The sequence below is a fragment of the Neobacillus niacini genome, from assembly GCF_023715415.1.
GTDB lineage: Bacteria > Bacillota > Bacilli > Bacillales > Cytobacillaceae > Neobacillus > Neobacillus niacini_C.
In genome coordinates this window covers 391,619-406,992 of the sequence record NZ_JAMBOB010000004.1, presented here as the reverse complement: position 1 = coordinate 406,992, position 15,374 = coordinate 391,619, and the positions used below count along the sequence as shown (strand labels likewise).

General features: G+C 39.7%; 15 protein-coding genes and 2 riboswitches. Of the genes, 10 read left to right on the top strand and 5 right to left on the bottom strand.

Annotated features, from left to right (window positions below; genetic code table 11):
- Positions 1-12: 12 nt before the first annotated feature.
- The 9 genes from M3189_RS11240 to M3189_RS11200 all read left to right on the top strand — a co-directional run bounded on the left by M3189_RS11240 (position 13) and on the right by M3189_RS11200 (position 9,989).
- Entirely contained in the window at positions 13-804 is a 792-nt protein-coding gene (locus tag M3189_RS11240; protein WP_251634157.1) for a flavoprotein, read from the top strand.
- Between the two features lie 31 nt (positions 805-835).
- Positions 836-2,293: an acetaldehyde dehydrogenase (acetylating) gene (locus tag M3189_RS11235; RefSeq protein WP_251634156.1), complete on the top strand. Its 1,458-nt coding sequence runs from the start codon at positions 836-838 to the stop codon at positions 2,291-2,293.
- Between the two features lie 32 nt (positions 2,294-2,325).
- Positions 2,326-2,592, top strand: a complete 267-nt coding sequence (locus tag M3189_RS11230; RefSeq protein WP_251634155.1) for a EutN/CcmL family microcompartment protein — start codon at positions 2,326-2,328, stop codon at positions 2,590-2,592.
- A 44-nt stretch (positions 2,593-2,636) separates the two neighbouring features.
- Positions 2,637-3,821 (top strand): 1-propanol dehydrogenase PduQ, encoded by a 1,185-nt coding sequence (locus M3189_RS11225; RefSeq protein ID WP_251634154.1) that lies wholly within the window; start codon positions 2,637-2,639, stop codon positions 3,819-3,821.
- Positions 3,822-3,834: 13 nt separating this feature from the next.
- Positions 3,835-4,653 carry an MIP/aquaporin family protein gene (locus tag M3189_RS11220; protein ID WP_251634153.1) on the top strand — a complete coding sequence of 273 codons (819 nt, stop codon included), beginning with the start codon at positions 3,835-3,837 and terminating at the stop codon, positions 4,651-4,653.
- A 168-nt stretch (positions 4,654-4,821) separates the two neighbouring features.
- A complete protein-coding gene (locus M3189_RS11215) occupies positions 4,822-7,353 on the top strand; it encodes a glycyl radical protein (protein WP_251634152.1) in 2,532 nt (843 codons plus the stop codon).
- 73 nt (positions 7,354-7,426) lie between these two features.
- Positions 7,427-8,335: a glycyl-radical enzyme activating protein gene (locus tag M3189_RS11210; protein ID WP_251634151.1), complete on the top strand. Its 909-nt coding sequence runs from the start codon at positions 7,427-7,429 to the stop codon at positions 8,333-8,335.
- A 208-nt stretch (positions 8,336-8,543) separates the two neighbouring features.
- Positions 8,544-9,047, top strand: a complete 504-nt coding sequence (locus M3189_RS11205) for a DoxX family membrane protein (RefSeq protein ID WP_251634150.1) — start codon at positions 8,544-8,546, stop codon at positions 9,045-9,047.
- Between the two features lie 438 nt (positions 9,048-9,485).
- Positions 9,486-9,989, top strand: coding sequence for a DoxX family membrane protein (locus M3189_RS11200; protein ID WP_251634149.1), 504 nt, complete (start codon positions 9,486-9,488; stop codon positions 9,987-9,989).
- 139 nt (positions 9,990-10,128) lie between these two features.
- Here the strand turns inward: M3189_RS11200 and M3189_RS11195 are convergent, their stop codons facing one another.
- The 5 genes from M3189_RS11195 to M3189_RS11175 all read right to left on the bottom strand — a co-directional run bounded on the left by M3189_RS11195 (position 10,129) and on the right by M3189_RS11175 (position 14,667).
- The gene (locus M3189_RS11195; protein WP_251634148.1) at positions 10,129-11,343 is read right to left on the bottom strand and encodes a M20 family metallopeptidase; all 1,215 of its coding nucleotides are present in this window, start codon (positions 11,341-11,343) and stop codon (positions 10,129-10,131) included.
- A 24-nt stretch (positions 11,344-11,367) separates the two neighbouring features.
- Positions 11,368-12,198: a MetQ/NlpA family ABC transporter substrate-binding protein gene (locus M3189_RS11190; protein WP_251634147.1), complete on the bottom strand. Its 831-nt coding sequence runs from the start codon at positions 12,196-12,198 to the stop codon at positions 11,368-11,370.
- 18 nt (positions 12,199-12,216) lie between these two features.
- Entirely contained in the window at positions 12,217-12,867 is a 651-nt protein-coding gene (locus M3189_RS11185; protein WP_251634146.1) for a methionine ABC transporter permease, read from the bottom strand.
- Positions 12,857-13,888: a methionine ABC transporter ATP-binding protein gene (locus M3189_RS11180; RefSeq protein WP_251634145.1), complete on the bottom strand. Its 1,032-nt coding sequence runs from the start codon at positions 13,886-13,888 to the stop codon at positions 12,857-12,859. Before M3189_RS11180 ends, M3189_RS11185 begins: the two co-directional genes overlap by 11 nt.
- Positions 13,889-13,974: 86 nt before the next feature.
- A riboswitch (SAM riboswitch) is annotated at positions 13,975-14,079 on the bottom strand.
- Positions 14,080-14,152: 73 nt separating this feature from the next.
- A riboswitch (SAM riboswitch) is annotated at positions 14,153-14,252 on the bottom strand.
- A 220-nt stretch (positions 14,253-14,472) separates the two neighbouring features.
- Positions 14,473-14,667 (bottom strand): hypothetical protein, encoded by a 195-nt coding sequence (locus M3189_RS11175; protein ID WP_251634144.1) that lies wholly within the window; start codon positions 14,665-14,667, stop codon positions 14,473-14,475.
- A gap of 234 nt (positions 14,668-14,901) precedes the next feature.
- Between M3189_RS11175 and M3189_RS11170 the strand changes: the two genes are divergently transcribed.
- Positions 14,902-15,363 (top strand): CBO0543 family protein, encoded by a 462-nt coding sequence (locus M3189_RS11170; protein ID WP_251634143.1) that lies wholly within the window; start codon positions 14,902-14,904, stop codon positions 15,361-15,363.
- Positions 15,364-15,374 lie beyond the last annotated feature (11 nt).

Here is a 15,374-nt window from a genome sequence, read left to right as displayed (position 1 = left end):
GAGGGTTGAAAAATGAATATAGAAGAACTTGTCAGGAACATGCTGCAAAACCTACTTCCTGAGTGGAATATGAGAGTGACCATTTTTCTTAGCGGAGGATCTGTTAATACAGAAATTTTATTAAAAGTATTGGCTGATTTTGACCATAAGAATTATGACCTTGTCATTTCGGAAAGTGGGAAAATGTCCATTTCTACTGATGCGATTAAGGCTCTTAATGGAAATGTGATTAATTCCTTTTCTGAACTAGAAAAGTCATTGGAAGAGGCAGACTTTATTTTAATTCCCGTGATGACACGTAACACACTTACTAAGGCAGCCCTAGGGATTGCAGACAATCTAGTGACAACTGGAATTGCAAGAGCTTTGATGATGACTAAGGAAGTGTGGGCTGTAAAGGATAGCTTTGACGCAAATCATCCGATTAATCGAGTGAAAGGGCTAGCCTATAATCAGGCCTACAACGATATGCTTAAAGGCTATGAAACACAGTTAGAATACTTTGGGGTGAAATTTATACCATTAGAAGAGTTTAAATCTGCTCTCCAAAATAAGATAAATTATGGTTATGGTTCTTTAACTAAAACAAACGTATTCGAAGCACATGTTCCAGTAATAAAAAATGATCAATCAACATCAAGTAGTGACATGGTAAAAGTAGATTCCTCCATATTAACCGTAGGGGATATACGAAAATACGAACATCATGGTGTGATACAAATAAAACCTTCCACCATTGTTACACCATTAGCTAGAGATTTTATTAGCAGCAAACAAATGAAGCTAGAAATTGCAAAGGAATAAGTTGCTCCATGTGCAAGTAGGAGGTAAAGGAATGGAAATCTGGGATAAAGATTTAGTATCAATTCAGGAAACTAGGAATCTTGTTGCCAAAGCAAAAACTGCACAACATCTTTTCAGCCAATTTTCCCAAGAGGAAATCGATCGAATTGTTTTAAAAATGTCTGAAGCAGCCCAACAGGAGGCCGAAAGACTGGCAAAATTGGCACATGAGGAAACAGGCTTTGGAAAATGGCAGGACAAAGTATTAAAAAATCAGTTTGCCAGTTCCGTAGTCTATGAGTATATAAAAGACTTAAAGACCGTTGGCATCATTCAAAATAACCTGGAAAATAAAGTAATGGAAGTAGGTGTTCCTGTTGGTATTGTTGCAGGGTTAATACCTTCCACAAACCCTACATCCACGACCATCTATAAAGCATTAATTGCACTAAAGTCAGGCAATGCGATTATTTTCTCGCCGCACCCATCAGCAAAGCATTGCATTGTGGAAACCGTACACGTTCTCACTACCGCTGCCTTACAAGCAGGAGCACCGGATGGATTGATTGGCTGTATCCAGACACCAACTCTTCAAGCGACAAACGAATTAATGAAGCATAAGGATGTTGCGTTGATTCTAGCTACCGGCGGTGAAGCGATGGTAAGAGCTGCCTATAGTTCAGGAACACCTGCCATTGGTGTAGGTCCTGGAAATGGTCCAGCTTTTATTGAAAAGTCAGCTGATATACCTCTAGCCGTTAAAAGAATTTTGGACAGTAAGACCTTCGATAATGGTGTCATTTGTGCATCTGAACAATCGATTGTCGTTGAAAAGGAAATCGAAGCGCAAGTGGTAGCTGAACTAGTAAAACAAGGAGCCTATTTCCTATCAAAAGAAGAATCAGAGAACCTCGGAAAATGGCTGCTACGTGCAAACGGAACCATGAATCCTCAGATTGTTGGAAAAAGTGTTGAGGTGATTGCAAGCTTAGCAGACCTAACCATTCCAAAAGGTACAAAAGTGCTAATATCTGAACAAAATACCGTTTCAATTAAAAATCCTTATTCACGTGAGAAGCTGGCCCCAATCTTAGCATTTTACTGCGAGGAGAATTGGGAGAAAGCATGTGAGAGATGTATTGAATTACTCTTTAACGAGGGTAAAGGTCATACACTAATCATGCATTCTACTAATGAGGAAATAATTAAAGAATTTGCACTTAAAAAACCAGTATCAAGACTGTTGGTCAACACACCAGGTGCACTAGGTGGAATTGGCGGTACGACAAACTTAGTTCCAGCCTTAACGCTTGGATGTGGAGCTGTAGGCGGCAGTTCAACTTCGGATAATGTTGGCCCATTAAACCTCATTAATATTCGAAGAGTTGCTTATGGAGTGAAGGAACTGGAAGATCTTAAAAGCACCCCACAATCAACACAAGCTGTTGAGGTTTCACAGACAGATGTAGAGGATATCATCAGAAACCTGCTTCACCAGTTAATGGGATAATCCCCGAAATAGAGTAAAGGGAGTCGGATTTTATGTTTATTGCAAAGGTAATTGGCAAGGTTGTCGCCACCCAAAAGGCAGAAAAGCTAGTGGGCTCAAAACTACTAGTCATAAAATCTATTAATGAAAATCAGCAATTCTCAGAAGAAAATGCATTAGTAGCGGTTGATAGAGTTGGTGCCGGTATGGGAGACATCGTCCTTGTAGACTGGGGAGACTCTCTTTATGAAGAAGCAAAACTTGCAGCTGATATGGCGATTGTCGGGATTATCGATGAAATTCAAATGGAAGGCAAGTAAGATGGTGAAGTTGATATTGATATCTCTAAAGAAGGAGGGCAGTTATGGAACGTTTTAAGGTTAAACCAGAGGTTTATTTTAACACGGGAGCTTTGGAATATTTAACAACGGTAGATAAAGAAAGGGCTTTGGTTATTACAGATCCTTTTATGCTTGAAGTAGGGTTTTCTGATCAGCTTCTTGCTATCTTGAAGAATTCTGTTCCTGATTGTAATCTCTTTTCAAACATAAAGCCTGATCCATCGATTGATGTAGTAGCTGATGGAGTCAAACAAATGCTAAAAGTGAAACCGGATATTTTGATTGCTCTGGGTGGGGGATCGACTATAGATGCAGCAAAAAGTATCCTATGGTTTTACGAAAAAATCCTCAGGCTGAATGGTGAGTCTGAATATGAAAGACCGCTGTTCGTTGCCATTCCAACGACAAGTGGAACTGGATCTGAAGTTACTACTTTCGCTGTCATCACCCTGGGTGACAAAAAAATTCCATTGGTAGATGATCAGTTGCTGCCGGATGTAGCAATTATTGATCCGATGTTTGTGAAAACAGTCCCGCCACAAATAACGGCGGATACTGCCATTGACGCATTAACACATGCAATCGAAGCATATGTATCAACGGAGGCTTCTGATTACAGTGATGCCCTATCGGAAAAAGCAGTAAAAATAATCTTTGATTATTTATTAGCAGCCTATAAGAATGGAAATGATCTGTATGCAAGAGAAAAGCTACATAATGCCTCTTGTATTGCCGGTATGGCATTTACAAATGCCTATCTAGGATTGAATCATAGTCTTGCACATGCTTTGGGAGGTTCATTCCACATTCCTCATGGAAGGGCGAATGCGATCATTCTCCCGCATGTGATTCGCTACAATGCGAACCTAGAAAGTGGCCAAGAAACTCTTGCTGCCAGAAGATATGCAGAACTTTCTAGAATAGTAGGACTGCCAGCTACATCAGTAAGTGAGGGAGTGCACAATTTAATTGCTGCGATTAAGGTTTTGTTAACCGAAACAAACACTCCTACAAGTTTAAGAGAATTGAATGTTGATAAAGGTCAGTTTGATGAAAAACTAGATTATATGAGTGAAACTGCATTAAACGACCGCTGTACGGCAACAAACCCAAGATCTACGACAAAGAAGGAAATTAGCGCACTTTATATTGACATCTATGGCGAAATAGTAAAAGAAGAAAAAAAGGCTTTAGCACTTTCTATCTAAGGGAGAGTTGTAAATGAGAAAGACTTTATTAGGCGAATGTTTGGCTGAGTTTTTCGGAACATTTATTTTAATTTTTATTGGAGTTGGAACAGTAGCAGCGATGGTTACCGCTGAAATTTCAATGAGCTTTTGGGAGCTATCAATTGCTTGGGGTCTAGCTGTTAGTATTGCCATTTATGTCGTAGGTGCGATTTCTGGAGGGCATATCAATCCAGCCGTTACCATTGGTTTAGCCGTATGGGGCGGATTTGAAAAAAGAAAAATCCTTCCTTATATCGGTTCACAAGTAGCAGGCGCTTTTGCAGGTGCAGCCGTTGTCTACGGATTGTACCGAGAAGCGATTCTAATTTTTGAAAAAGCAAATGAAGTTGTCCGTGCTACTGACAGTGGGTGGGCATCTGCAGGAATCTTTAGTACCTTTCCTAAATCCTACCTCTCTACCTTTGAGGCTTTTTTAGTGGAGATGGCCATTACAGCTCTACTGATGATTGTGATTTTTGCTGTAACCGATGGTAAGAATGGAGCCGCTCCAGCAGGTGGTTTACCGGCAGTAGCGATTGGTTTAACGATAGCGATTTGTGGAATTTCCTTCGGACCATTAACTGGATTCGCCATGAACCCAGCACGTGATTTAGGTCCACGCTTGTTCCTGATGCTATCTGGTTGGGAAACAAATGTTATCGGACCACATCTGTACGGTTTAATCGTACCGATTTTTGGACCAATTGTTGGTGCGATTCTCGGTGGAGGATTATATAAGAAATTAATTGCTCCTTACTTCCCAGTAACTACTGTTGATCCAGTAGGAAAAGATTATAAAAAAGCATCTTAAAAGAAAAATGGAGAATCCAAGGTGGAATTCTCCAAGAAAAAGGCGATATTTTCATCCATAGTACAGGTGATTCACACATTATGATACAAAAACCTGTTGAAATTGTAAAGAGTAATAGAACAAACAAACTACTATCAAACTTTTAATATTGAAAGGGGAAACCTATTCATGCCAACAGTTACAGTTGAACCATCATTACGTATTCAAAATTTAATTGATGTTCTTTACGAAGTTACTCCTGAAATTGAAGCAGAAAGAGCGGTTCTCATCACTGAATCCTATAAAGAAACAGAAGCCTATCCAATGGTTATCCGTCGTGCAAAAGCACTTGAAAATATTCTAACAAAAATGACGATCGTAATACGAGATCATGAACTAATCGTAGGAAATCTTACGACTAAACCAAGAGCAAGCCAGGTGTTTCCAGAGTTCTCGAATAAATGGCTAGTAGAAGAGTTCGAAACGCTTGAGAAACGTAAAGGTGATGTCTTCTTAATTTCTGAGGATACGAAAGCAAAGCTTCGTGAAGTTTTTAAATACTGGGAAGGAAAGACAACTAACGAGCTGGCTACACAATTAATGTTCCCTGAAACTAGAGAGGCAATGGATGCAGGCGTATTTACAGTTGGTAACTATTATTTCAACGGTGTAGGACATATCGGTGTTGATTATGAAAAAGTATTAACAAAAGGTTTTAACGGAATTATTGCAGAAGTTGAAGCAGCTAAAGCACGTGCAGATAAAGCAGATCCAGATTATATTAAGAAAGATCATTTCTTAAATGCTGTGTTAATTACCGCCAATGCCGTTATCGCATATGCTCAAAGATTCGCAGAAGAAGCGAGAAAATTGGCCGGACGTACAAAAGATGTAAAACGCAAAAATGAGCTATACCAAATTGCGGATAACTGTGAAAATGTCCCTGCAAATCCTTCCAAAAACTTTTATGAGGCATTACAATCCTTCTGGTTTGTACAAGCAGTGATTCAAATTGAATCCAATGGACATTCTATTTCACCACTTCGCTTTGATCAATACATGTATCCTTATTATAAAAATGATTTAGCGAATGGGACACTAACTGCTGAAGAAGCTCAAGAATTACTTGATGCTTTATGGGTCAAGTTTAACGATGTGAACAAAGTCCGTGATGAAGGTTCAACAAAAGCATTTGGTGGCTATCCAATGTTCCAAAACCTTATCGTCGGTGGACAAACAGCGGATGGAAGAGATGCGGTCAACCCATTATCATTTGCATGTTTGCAAGCAACGGCTAATACAAAATTACCACAGCCATCTATTTCCATTCGTTATTGGAATAAGACACCAGACGAGTTAATGTTCAAGGCTGGAGAAGTTACACGTCTCGGACTTGGAATGCCTGCTTATTATAATGATGAAGTTATCATTCCATCATTAGTTAGCCGTGGAGTTTCATTAAGTGATGCGCGTGATTACGGAATTATTGGCTGTGTTGAACCACAAAAGGGTGGGAAAACAGAAGGCTGGCATGATGCTGCGTTCTTCAATATGGCAAAAGTACTTGAAATTACTATTAATAATGGTTTGATGGATGGAAAACAAATTGGATTAAAAACAGGAGAATTTACTTCTTATACTACCTTTGAAGAATTCTTGGCTGCTTACCAACAGCAAATGGAATATCTCGTCCGTCTACTTATTAACGCAGATAACTCAGTTGATTTAGCACATGGTGAACGTGCTCCGCTTCCATTCCTTTCATCGATGGTTGATGACTGTATTGGAAAAGGTAAATCACTTCAAGAGGGCGGAGCTCTCTACAACTTTACCGGTCCTCAGGGTGTAGGTGTAGCCAACGTAGGTGATTCCTTAATGGCTATTAAGCAGCTTGTATTTGATGAGAAGAAAGTCTCTTTAGCTGAATTAAAGCATGCGTTAGATACAAACTTTGGCCAAGGACAAGTACAAACTTCACCAAACTTTAGTCTTGACCAGCTTACACAAGAAACTCTTGTAGAAGTGATTAAAAAGCTCATTGTTGAGGGTAATAATATTTCTTTAGACATGCTTAAAAACGCAACTAACGTGAAGGTAGATCTAGGCTCAAATAAAGATCAAGAGTACTTACGTCAACTTTTAGAAAATCGTGCACCTAAGTTTGGTAATGACATTGATGAAGTTGATACCCTTGCTCGTGAGGCAGCATTAATTTATTGCCGTGAAGTAGAGAAGTATCGCAATCCACGTGGCGGCAGCTTCCAACCAGGGCTATACCCAGTTTCAGCAAACGTACCGATGGGAGCGCAAACTGGAGCAACTCCTGATGGAAGAAAAGCAGGTGAGCCATTAGCTGATGGTGTATCTCCAGTTTCTGGAAGAGATAAAACCGGTCCAACAGCTGCTGCGAATTCAATTGCAAAATTAGATCACCATATTGCATCCAATGGTACATTGTTTAATCAGAAGTTCCACCCTTCTGCCATTTCTGGTCAAACAGGCTTAGAGAATTTATCTGCCTTGGTTCGTGGATATTTCGATCAAAAGGGAATGCATGTCCAGTTTAATGTTGTAAGTCGTGAAACCTTAATAAAGGCACAAAAGAACCCTGAAAAATATAAGAACCTTGTAGTTCGTGTTGCTGGTTATAGTGCCCACTTCACATCATTGGATAAAACAATCCAAGACGATATTATTAACCGTACTGAGCAAGCGTTCTAAACATTAAAAAGTAAAAGGAGGAGTAGGAATTTTAAGCTCCTCCTTTATTTTACAGAGGCAGGTGCAACTAGTAATGGAAACTAACAAGGGAATTGTTTTTGATATTCAACGCTTTTCTGTTCATGATGGTCCAGGAATTCGCTCTATTGTTTTTTTAAAGGGGTGCCCTCTTCGATGCCGTTGGTGCAGTAATCCAGAATCTCAAAATAAAGAACCGCAAATTATGTTTATTGAGAGAAACTGTATTGGATGTGGGCGATGTACAGAAGTATGCCCAACAGGTGCGTTACAAATTGTTCCTTCTTTTAAGATTGACTATAATCAATGTACGAAGTGTGGAAAATGTGTAGATGTTTGTTATAGTGAGGCACTTAACTTCTCTGGGAACACTAGGTCTGTGGAAGAAGTAATGGGTGAACTTAAGAAAGATCATATTCATTATAAACGGTCCGGAGGGGGTATCACACTTTCTGGAGGGGAGCCACTTTCGCAACCAGAATACGCTGAAGAATTACTTAAGGCCTGTAAAGCAAAAGGGTGGCATACAGCAATCGAAACCACTGCATATACGAGTGGAACTGTATTGGAAAAAGTATTGCCATGGTTGGATTTGGTGTTATTAGACATAAAACATACGGATGACCAGAAACATCAAGAGTTTGTTGGACGGTCGAATGAAAAGATTTTAGAAAATGCGAGGTATATTGGCCAGTTTGGTGTGCCGATTATTATTCGGGTACCTGTTATCCCTACTTTTAATGATGGTGAAAATGAAATTAAGAGTATCGCTTCATTTGCGTCAAGTATAAAAGGGGTAAAGGAAGTGCATCTCCTGCCATATCATCGTCTTGGTGAAAATAAATATGGTTACTTGAATTATGACTATCGAATGAAAGGTATTCAGCCGCCTACAAATGAGAAGATGCAAGGACTAAAAAAAGTAGTCGAAGAAAAAGGGTTACTATGTAAAATAGGTGGTTAGATAAGCTTGGGAGTGTTTTCACTCCCAGGTTATTTTTTGTTTTTGCATTAAGTTAGTGTAAATCGTGAGCGCAATTACCTTGTTCAACATTCAGTCATATCTTTTCAAACAAACTGTGAACTTAACACTAGATCTATGTTATTAACGTCGGGAATCCAATATAGTGTAAGTATAAAGAACAAACAAATATTGAAAGGCGGAATGACTTATGTTTAACAACTTTTTAAGAGAAAATAAACTTTCTGCAGCACTTTTAACTATCATTCGTTTATACCTTGGCTACTCATGGTTCACAGCTGGTTTTCATAAAATTACAGGCGGCTTCGATGCTGCAGGATTTCTAAAAGGAGCAATTGCAAATCCAGTGAAAGGTCCAGATGGCAGCATGGTTTACAGCTGGTATGTAAACTTCTTAGAAAGCTTTGCATTACCGAACATCGATGTTTTCAACTTCATCGTTCCTTGGGGCGAAACATTAATCGGACTTGGACTTCTACTAGGATGTTTAACAACAGCAGCAATGTTCTTTGGATTAGTAATGAACTTCAGCTTTTTCTTAGCTGGAACTGTATCTCATAACCCAACAGACATTTTCTTAGGCTTCATTATCTTAACAGCAGGTTTCAACGCAGGTAAATTTGGTTTAGACTACTGGGTAGTTCCATTCATCAACAAAACTCTTAGAAAAAATAAAGCAAAAGCAACAGCTTAAAGTATGCAAACAAAAAGACGATTCGAGATCCCCCCTCGTATCGTCTTTTTAGTTTTGGTAATTCAATTTTAGCTTTAATACGGGGATTGGACCTAGGCTTGAGGACAAATCACACGGACCCACCAGGAGGATTAGTCCTCAATCGAGGGTCTTGAGGACAAATCGCAGGAACCGGCCAGAAGGATTTGTCCTCAATCCGGGGTCTTGAGGACAAATCGCAGGAACCAGCCAGAAGGATTTGTCCTCAATCCGGGGTCTTGAGGACAAATCGCAGGAACCAGCCAGAAGGATTTGTCCTCAATCCAGCGGCTGTTCAAATTTCCGTCATATCATTTCAAACAAACTGTGAACTTAACACTACACCTATGTTATTAATATTCAAAACCTAATATAGTGTAAGTATAAAGAACAAACAAATACTGAAAGAAGGAATGACTTATGTTTAACAATTTCCTAAGAGAAAACAAAATCTCAGCAGCACTTTTAACAATTATTCGTTTATACCTAGGCTACTCATGGTTCACAGCTGGTTTTCATAAAATTACAGGCGGCTTCGATGCTTCTGGCTTCTTAAAAGGTGCAATTGCAAAACCCGTAACAGGACCAGATGGCAACATGGTTTACAGCTGGTACGTGAACTTCTTAGAAAACTTAGCCTTACCGAACATTGATGTTTTCAATACTATCGTTCCATGGGGCGAAACATTAATCGGCTTAGGACTTATGCTTGGATGTTTAACAACAGCAGCAATGTTCTTTGGTCTAGTGATGAACTTCAGCTTTTTCTTAGCCGGAACTGTATCACATAACCCAACAGACATTTTCTTAGGCTTTATCATTTTAACAGCAGGCTTCAACGCAGGTAAATTTGGTTTAGACTACTGGGTAGTACCATTCATCAACAAAACAATTGGAAAAAACAAAGCAAAAGCATCAGCATAATGTAGCAGAAAAAGGCGATTCGGTCCCCCTTGAATCGTCTTTTTTACGTTTTGGGGACAATTGTAGATATCCAAGGAATTTGGAAAAATTTCAATTCATAGAAATGCCCAGCGACAAGTTTATATCGCTGGGCGTCTTATTATTTGGATTCTTCTGCTTTTCTTTCGTTGAACTCTCCTTTGATTTGTGCCAATGTATCAGCATCTGTAATCAGTTTTAATGCGGTTAGTGCGAGAGCCTTAGCACCCGTGATTAGAGCTTGGTCTCCTTTAGGTGAGGCAGCTGCTTCTCTAAATGGTACAGTATGTGGAATTAGGTCACTGGCACCAATTTTAATATACGGATGAATGGTTGGGACAACCTGGCTGATGTTCCCTGCATCTGTTGAGCCGATGCCTTTATCGCCAGAATCAACCACGGTTTCACCTAATTCTTCTACAACTGCCTTAAATACTGCATCATAATTGCTATTTAATAGAAGGTTATCGACTTCATTTTGGAAGGCAATGAAGTTCAGCTTTGCCCCTGTGGCCAATGCCGCGCCTTCTGCGACTGCCTTTACCCGCTTAGTAACTTCGTTTAAACCAGCTCTTGTTGCAGCACGGATGAAAAATCTGGCTTTTGCATATTCAGGGATTATGTTTGGCGCATCTCCGCCATGTGTGATGATTCCATGAATGCGCACATCGTCTTTAAGTTGCTGCCTTAAGGCATTGATGCCATTAAACAGTTGAATGACTGCATCTAATGCATTAATTCCTTCATGCGGGGAAGCGGCTGCATGCGCCGGCTTTCCGATAAACTCGAAGTCCAGCGGATCGACTGCTAGGGATGAACTAGTTAGACGTGTCTCACTATTCGGGTGAATCATAAGTGCTGCGTCAATCCCGTTCACTAGTCCGTGTTTAACAAAGCTACCTTTTGCACTGCCGTTTGGCCCGCCTTCTTCTGCAGGGGTACCGAAAACAACTGCTTCTCCGCCTGTTTCTTGTAGGACCTTACTCAAGGCAATCGCTGCAGCCACGCTAGTAGTACCAATAATATTATGGCCGCATGCATGTCCCAAACCTGGCAGGGCGTCATATTCTGCTAGGAATGCAATGGAGGGACCTGGTTTTTCTGATTTTTTCCGAGCTACAAAGGATGTTTCATGCCCGGCAACAGCCTTTTCAACCTCAAAGCCTTCTTTTAAAAGAATGTCTGTCAGAAGGGAAGAAGCAAAAAATTCCTCATTGCCGATTTCAGGGTTTTCATGAATTTTATGGCTTGTTGAAAGATAAAGCTCTCTATTGTTTTCTACATTTTCAATGATTGTTTCTTTTAATGCGGTTATGGATGTAACAGTTTCTGTCATCATTTCTCCTCCTTTTATTACAATCTACCAACCAATATCGCTAAGTGGAACGAATGTTGGGATTAGGTTGCCTTTGTATTCTTTTTCAATAAATTTTGCTGTATCTTCTGATTGATAAAGTTCTGCTACTCTCTTATATGTTTTGTTGTCTTTGTCTTTTGCTTGGACCGCAATAATGTTCAGGTAAGGTGTAGCCGTTTCACTTTCAACGAAAATCGCATCTTCTAATGGGCTAAGACCTGCATCACTTGCAATCCCGTTATTGATCAAAGAAGCGGCAACGTCTGGCAGTGCTCTTGGTGTTTGCGCTGGTACAACTGCGACAAATTCAATGTTTTTAGGGTTATCCTTTATTTGAGTTAGATCACCATTTGCATCGAAATCTTCTGGTAATTTAATGAGCCCCGCTTCTTGAAGAAGTAATAAGGCACGGCCTTGATTGGATGCATCGTTCGGTAGCGCAATTTTTGCTCCATCCGGAATGTCTTTGACATCTTTGTATTTTTCAGAGTAAATTCCCATTGGGGCAAGGACGGTAGTCGCGATTGGCACTAAGTCTAATTTGTGTTCTTTAATAAATACATCAAAATAGGCAACAGTTTGAAATGCATTAACATCTAGCTCGCCTTCAGCAAGTGCAGTGTTGGGTGCAACGTAATCGGAAAATGGAACGATTTCGATATTGATTCCCTCTTTTTCTGCTTTTTTCGCAATAAAATCCCAAATGCGTGTATCGGTTCCGCTAATCCCAAGCTTCACGGTAGTTGATTCTTTGCCCTCTGATGTTTTCTCAGCACAGGCCGCACTAATAATCGCCAATGTAATAATAATGATGGATAATAAAAGTTTTTTCATAGTCGTTTTCCTCCTAGTTTATCTTCGTCTGATTTTTTTTGCTGCTATATTTCCTAATGACTGCAGGCCTTGAACCATCACAATCAGAATTGCTACTGTAATCATCATTGTGACTGTATCAAAACGCTGGTAACCATATGTAATGGCTAAATCTCCAATCCCGCCGCCGCCGACTGCCCCAGCCATCGCCGATGCTCCAACTAAACCGATAGTAGCAATCGTAAGGGCTAAAACAAGTGAACTTAGTGCTTCAGGAATAAGAAATTTGAAAATGATTTGTCCTGGGGTTGCTCCCATTGCCTCGGCTGCTTCAATGACACCTGGATCCACTTCTAGCAAAGAATTTTCTATCAATCTTGCAATATAGGGACCAGCATAGAATACAAGAGGGACAACTGCTGCCGCTGTTCCAATCGATGTACCGACAATTAATCTTGTGACCGGAATCATGGCCACTAATAAAATAATGAACGGTACAGAACGAAAAATATTAATGATCCCATTCAAGACTGTAAAGAACGGCAAATTCTGAAGCAGATGACCTTTCCGTGTTACGACTAACAAGATTCCCAAAGGCAGACCAAGGATGGTTGAGAACAAAAGTGAGAAGGCGACCATTTGAACCGTCTCGATTAAGGCAGAAATGATTTGCTCTGAGTTAACTAGCATGTGAATTCACTTCCTTTATGCTGATTTTCTTCTGATTGATATACGTTAGCGCACGGATAACTTCTTTGTCAGACCCTTGGAACTCAACAATGAGGTTTCCAAAAGGAGTTCCTTGAAGCTCGGTAATATTGCCGAATAAGACATTAATATGAATATCAAACTGTTTGGCAAGTTCAGAGAGTAGGGGTTGTCCGGCTGAGTTGCCAACAAAATTAATTCGGAAAATCCGCTGCATTCCATCATGCTTTTGAATGATTTCTTTTATTGAATTAGGCAGCTGGTCATTCATGACAGTGCTAACAAAATTTTTGGCTGTCTGCGTTTTCGGTGCTGAAAAGACATCAAACACCGTGCCATCTTCAATAATTTTTCCTGCTTCGATAACGGCAACCCGGTCACATATTTCTCTAATCACTGCCATCTCGTGCGTAATAATTAGAATCGTGATGTTGTATTCGTTTTTGATTTTTTTCAACAGCTGTAAAATGGAGCTGGTGGTCTGTGGATCGAGAGCAGAGGTGGCTTCATCACAGAGCAGGATGGATGGCTGTGTGGCCAATGCTCTGGCGATTCCGACACGCTGCTTTTGTCCGCCTGAAAGTTGGTCCGGATAATAGTCCGCTTTGTCTGCTAACCCGACAAATTCTAGTAGCTCTTGCACCCTTTTTTTGACCGCTTCCTTAGGAACTTTGGCTAGCGTAAGCGGCATTGCCACGTTTGCAAACACTGTTTTTGAGTTTAATAGGTTAAAGTGCTGAAACACCATCCCAATATTTTTCTTAATCTCACGGACTTCTTTGACGGACATGGAAGTAAGGTTATGACCATCAACGATCACACTGCCGGAGGTCGGACGCTCAAGTAAGTTCACACAACGGATAAGCGAGCTTTTCCCAGCACCACTAAAGCCGATTACTCCGAAAATCTCTCCCTTATTAATCTTCAAATCAATTCCGTTCAGTGCGGCAACCTGCTGCCCGCCACTTTCATAAACCTTCTTAAGATTCTGAAATTCAATCATGGTGTATCTCCCCTTTATCAAATAAATAAAAAATCCCCTTCTTGGAAACAAGAAGAGGATAGGCCAATGCAAAGCAAAGGAAGCTCTTCTTATCTCCCAAGCATTTATGCCTGCTGGATTTGGCACAGTCTCCGAAGGATTCCGCTGCCGAGGTGTCATAGGGCCAGTCCCTCAACCTCTCTGGATAAGAAATAGTATTCAGTTAAAAATAAAAAACCTCTTCTTGAAAAAGAAGAGGGCAAATTGAAATAATCATTAGACCTCTTCTTATCTATCAAGTCACACTTGCTGGATTTGGCACAGAATTAGAAATTCCGCTGCCGAGGTGTCATAGGGCCAGTCCCTCAACCTCTCTTGATAAGAAGTATTTTTACTTTATTCATTTTTTGAACTTGTTAATTAATTTACTTTAATAAAATTCAAAAGTCAAATACCTTTTTTAAAATAATGTTTAACAGCAGAAATGTAAAACGCTTCCAACTCCTGTTGATAGGCGTTTGGGAGAAAAATAAATTTTTTTTTTGCAGCCTTCTATAAAGAGAAAAGAGAGCAAGAAACTGCTCTCTTTCAGCAACTAAATTCATCTACCTTCTTTTAACTAAACAAAGTACCCCATGGATGATTAATACTAAAGAGAATAAAAGGATAGCTAGGACACCGATAAAGACAACTAAAGGACTCAGCGGTTGAAGAATTCCAGTCAACGGTACTCTTAATAAGGCAAAACCAGCTATAATACAGGCTAAATACAAAAATGGACTGCGGTCTAATACACTCATCGTATCTCACTCCTTTTCTGGGGATTACTTATTACTATTCACCAGAGAGGCAAGATAGTTACTAGAATAATAAATCAGGGCAAAGTTACTATGTATTTGGAGTATTATTCCTAGAATTCATGCCCGTTACTGTGAGTAAAGTTTCATCTTAAGGATGAAGGGGAACATTTGTGACTAATTGAACTGCAGTTGGAAAGGATAAGATTTAATCAGTTGTGTTGAAGGGGAACGATTATGTGGATCCTAGTCGTATTTATTTTCTTTATTATTCTTGTTGTTATTACTTTCCTAGTTCCAAAAAGATTGAGCAGCATAGAACTTTATACAACTAATCTCTTTGCGTTAGTATTTGGAATCAATGTGGATATGGTTCTGAATTTTAAGTACCACTTATATGGATATTTTGGAAAAGGGTTTCAATGGCTGGGGTTTGTGGGAGAATTTCTATACTTTATTCCTGTTAGTGTATTGTTTTTAAACTATTATCCCTTAAAAGGAACCAATCAAAACAAACTTCTTTACATCCTTGGATGGTCATTAATCTCGGTAATTATTGAGTATCTAATAGAAAAAACGCACTTTTTTAACTATACAGGATGGAAGCTATGGTATTCTGCCTGCCTATATCCATTTATTTTTCTAATCCTGGTTTCCCATTTAAGAGTTGTACGAAGGATGCTTCGATTGAATAATTAGCTTTTATTAAG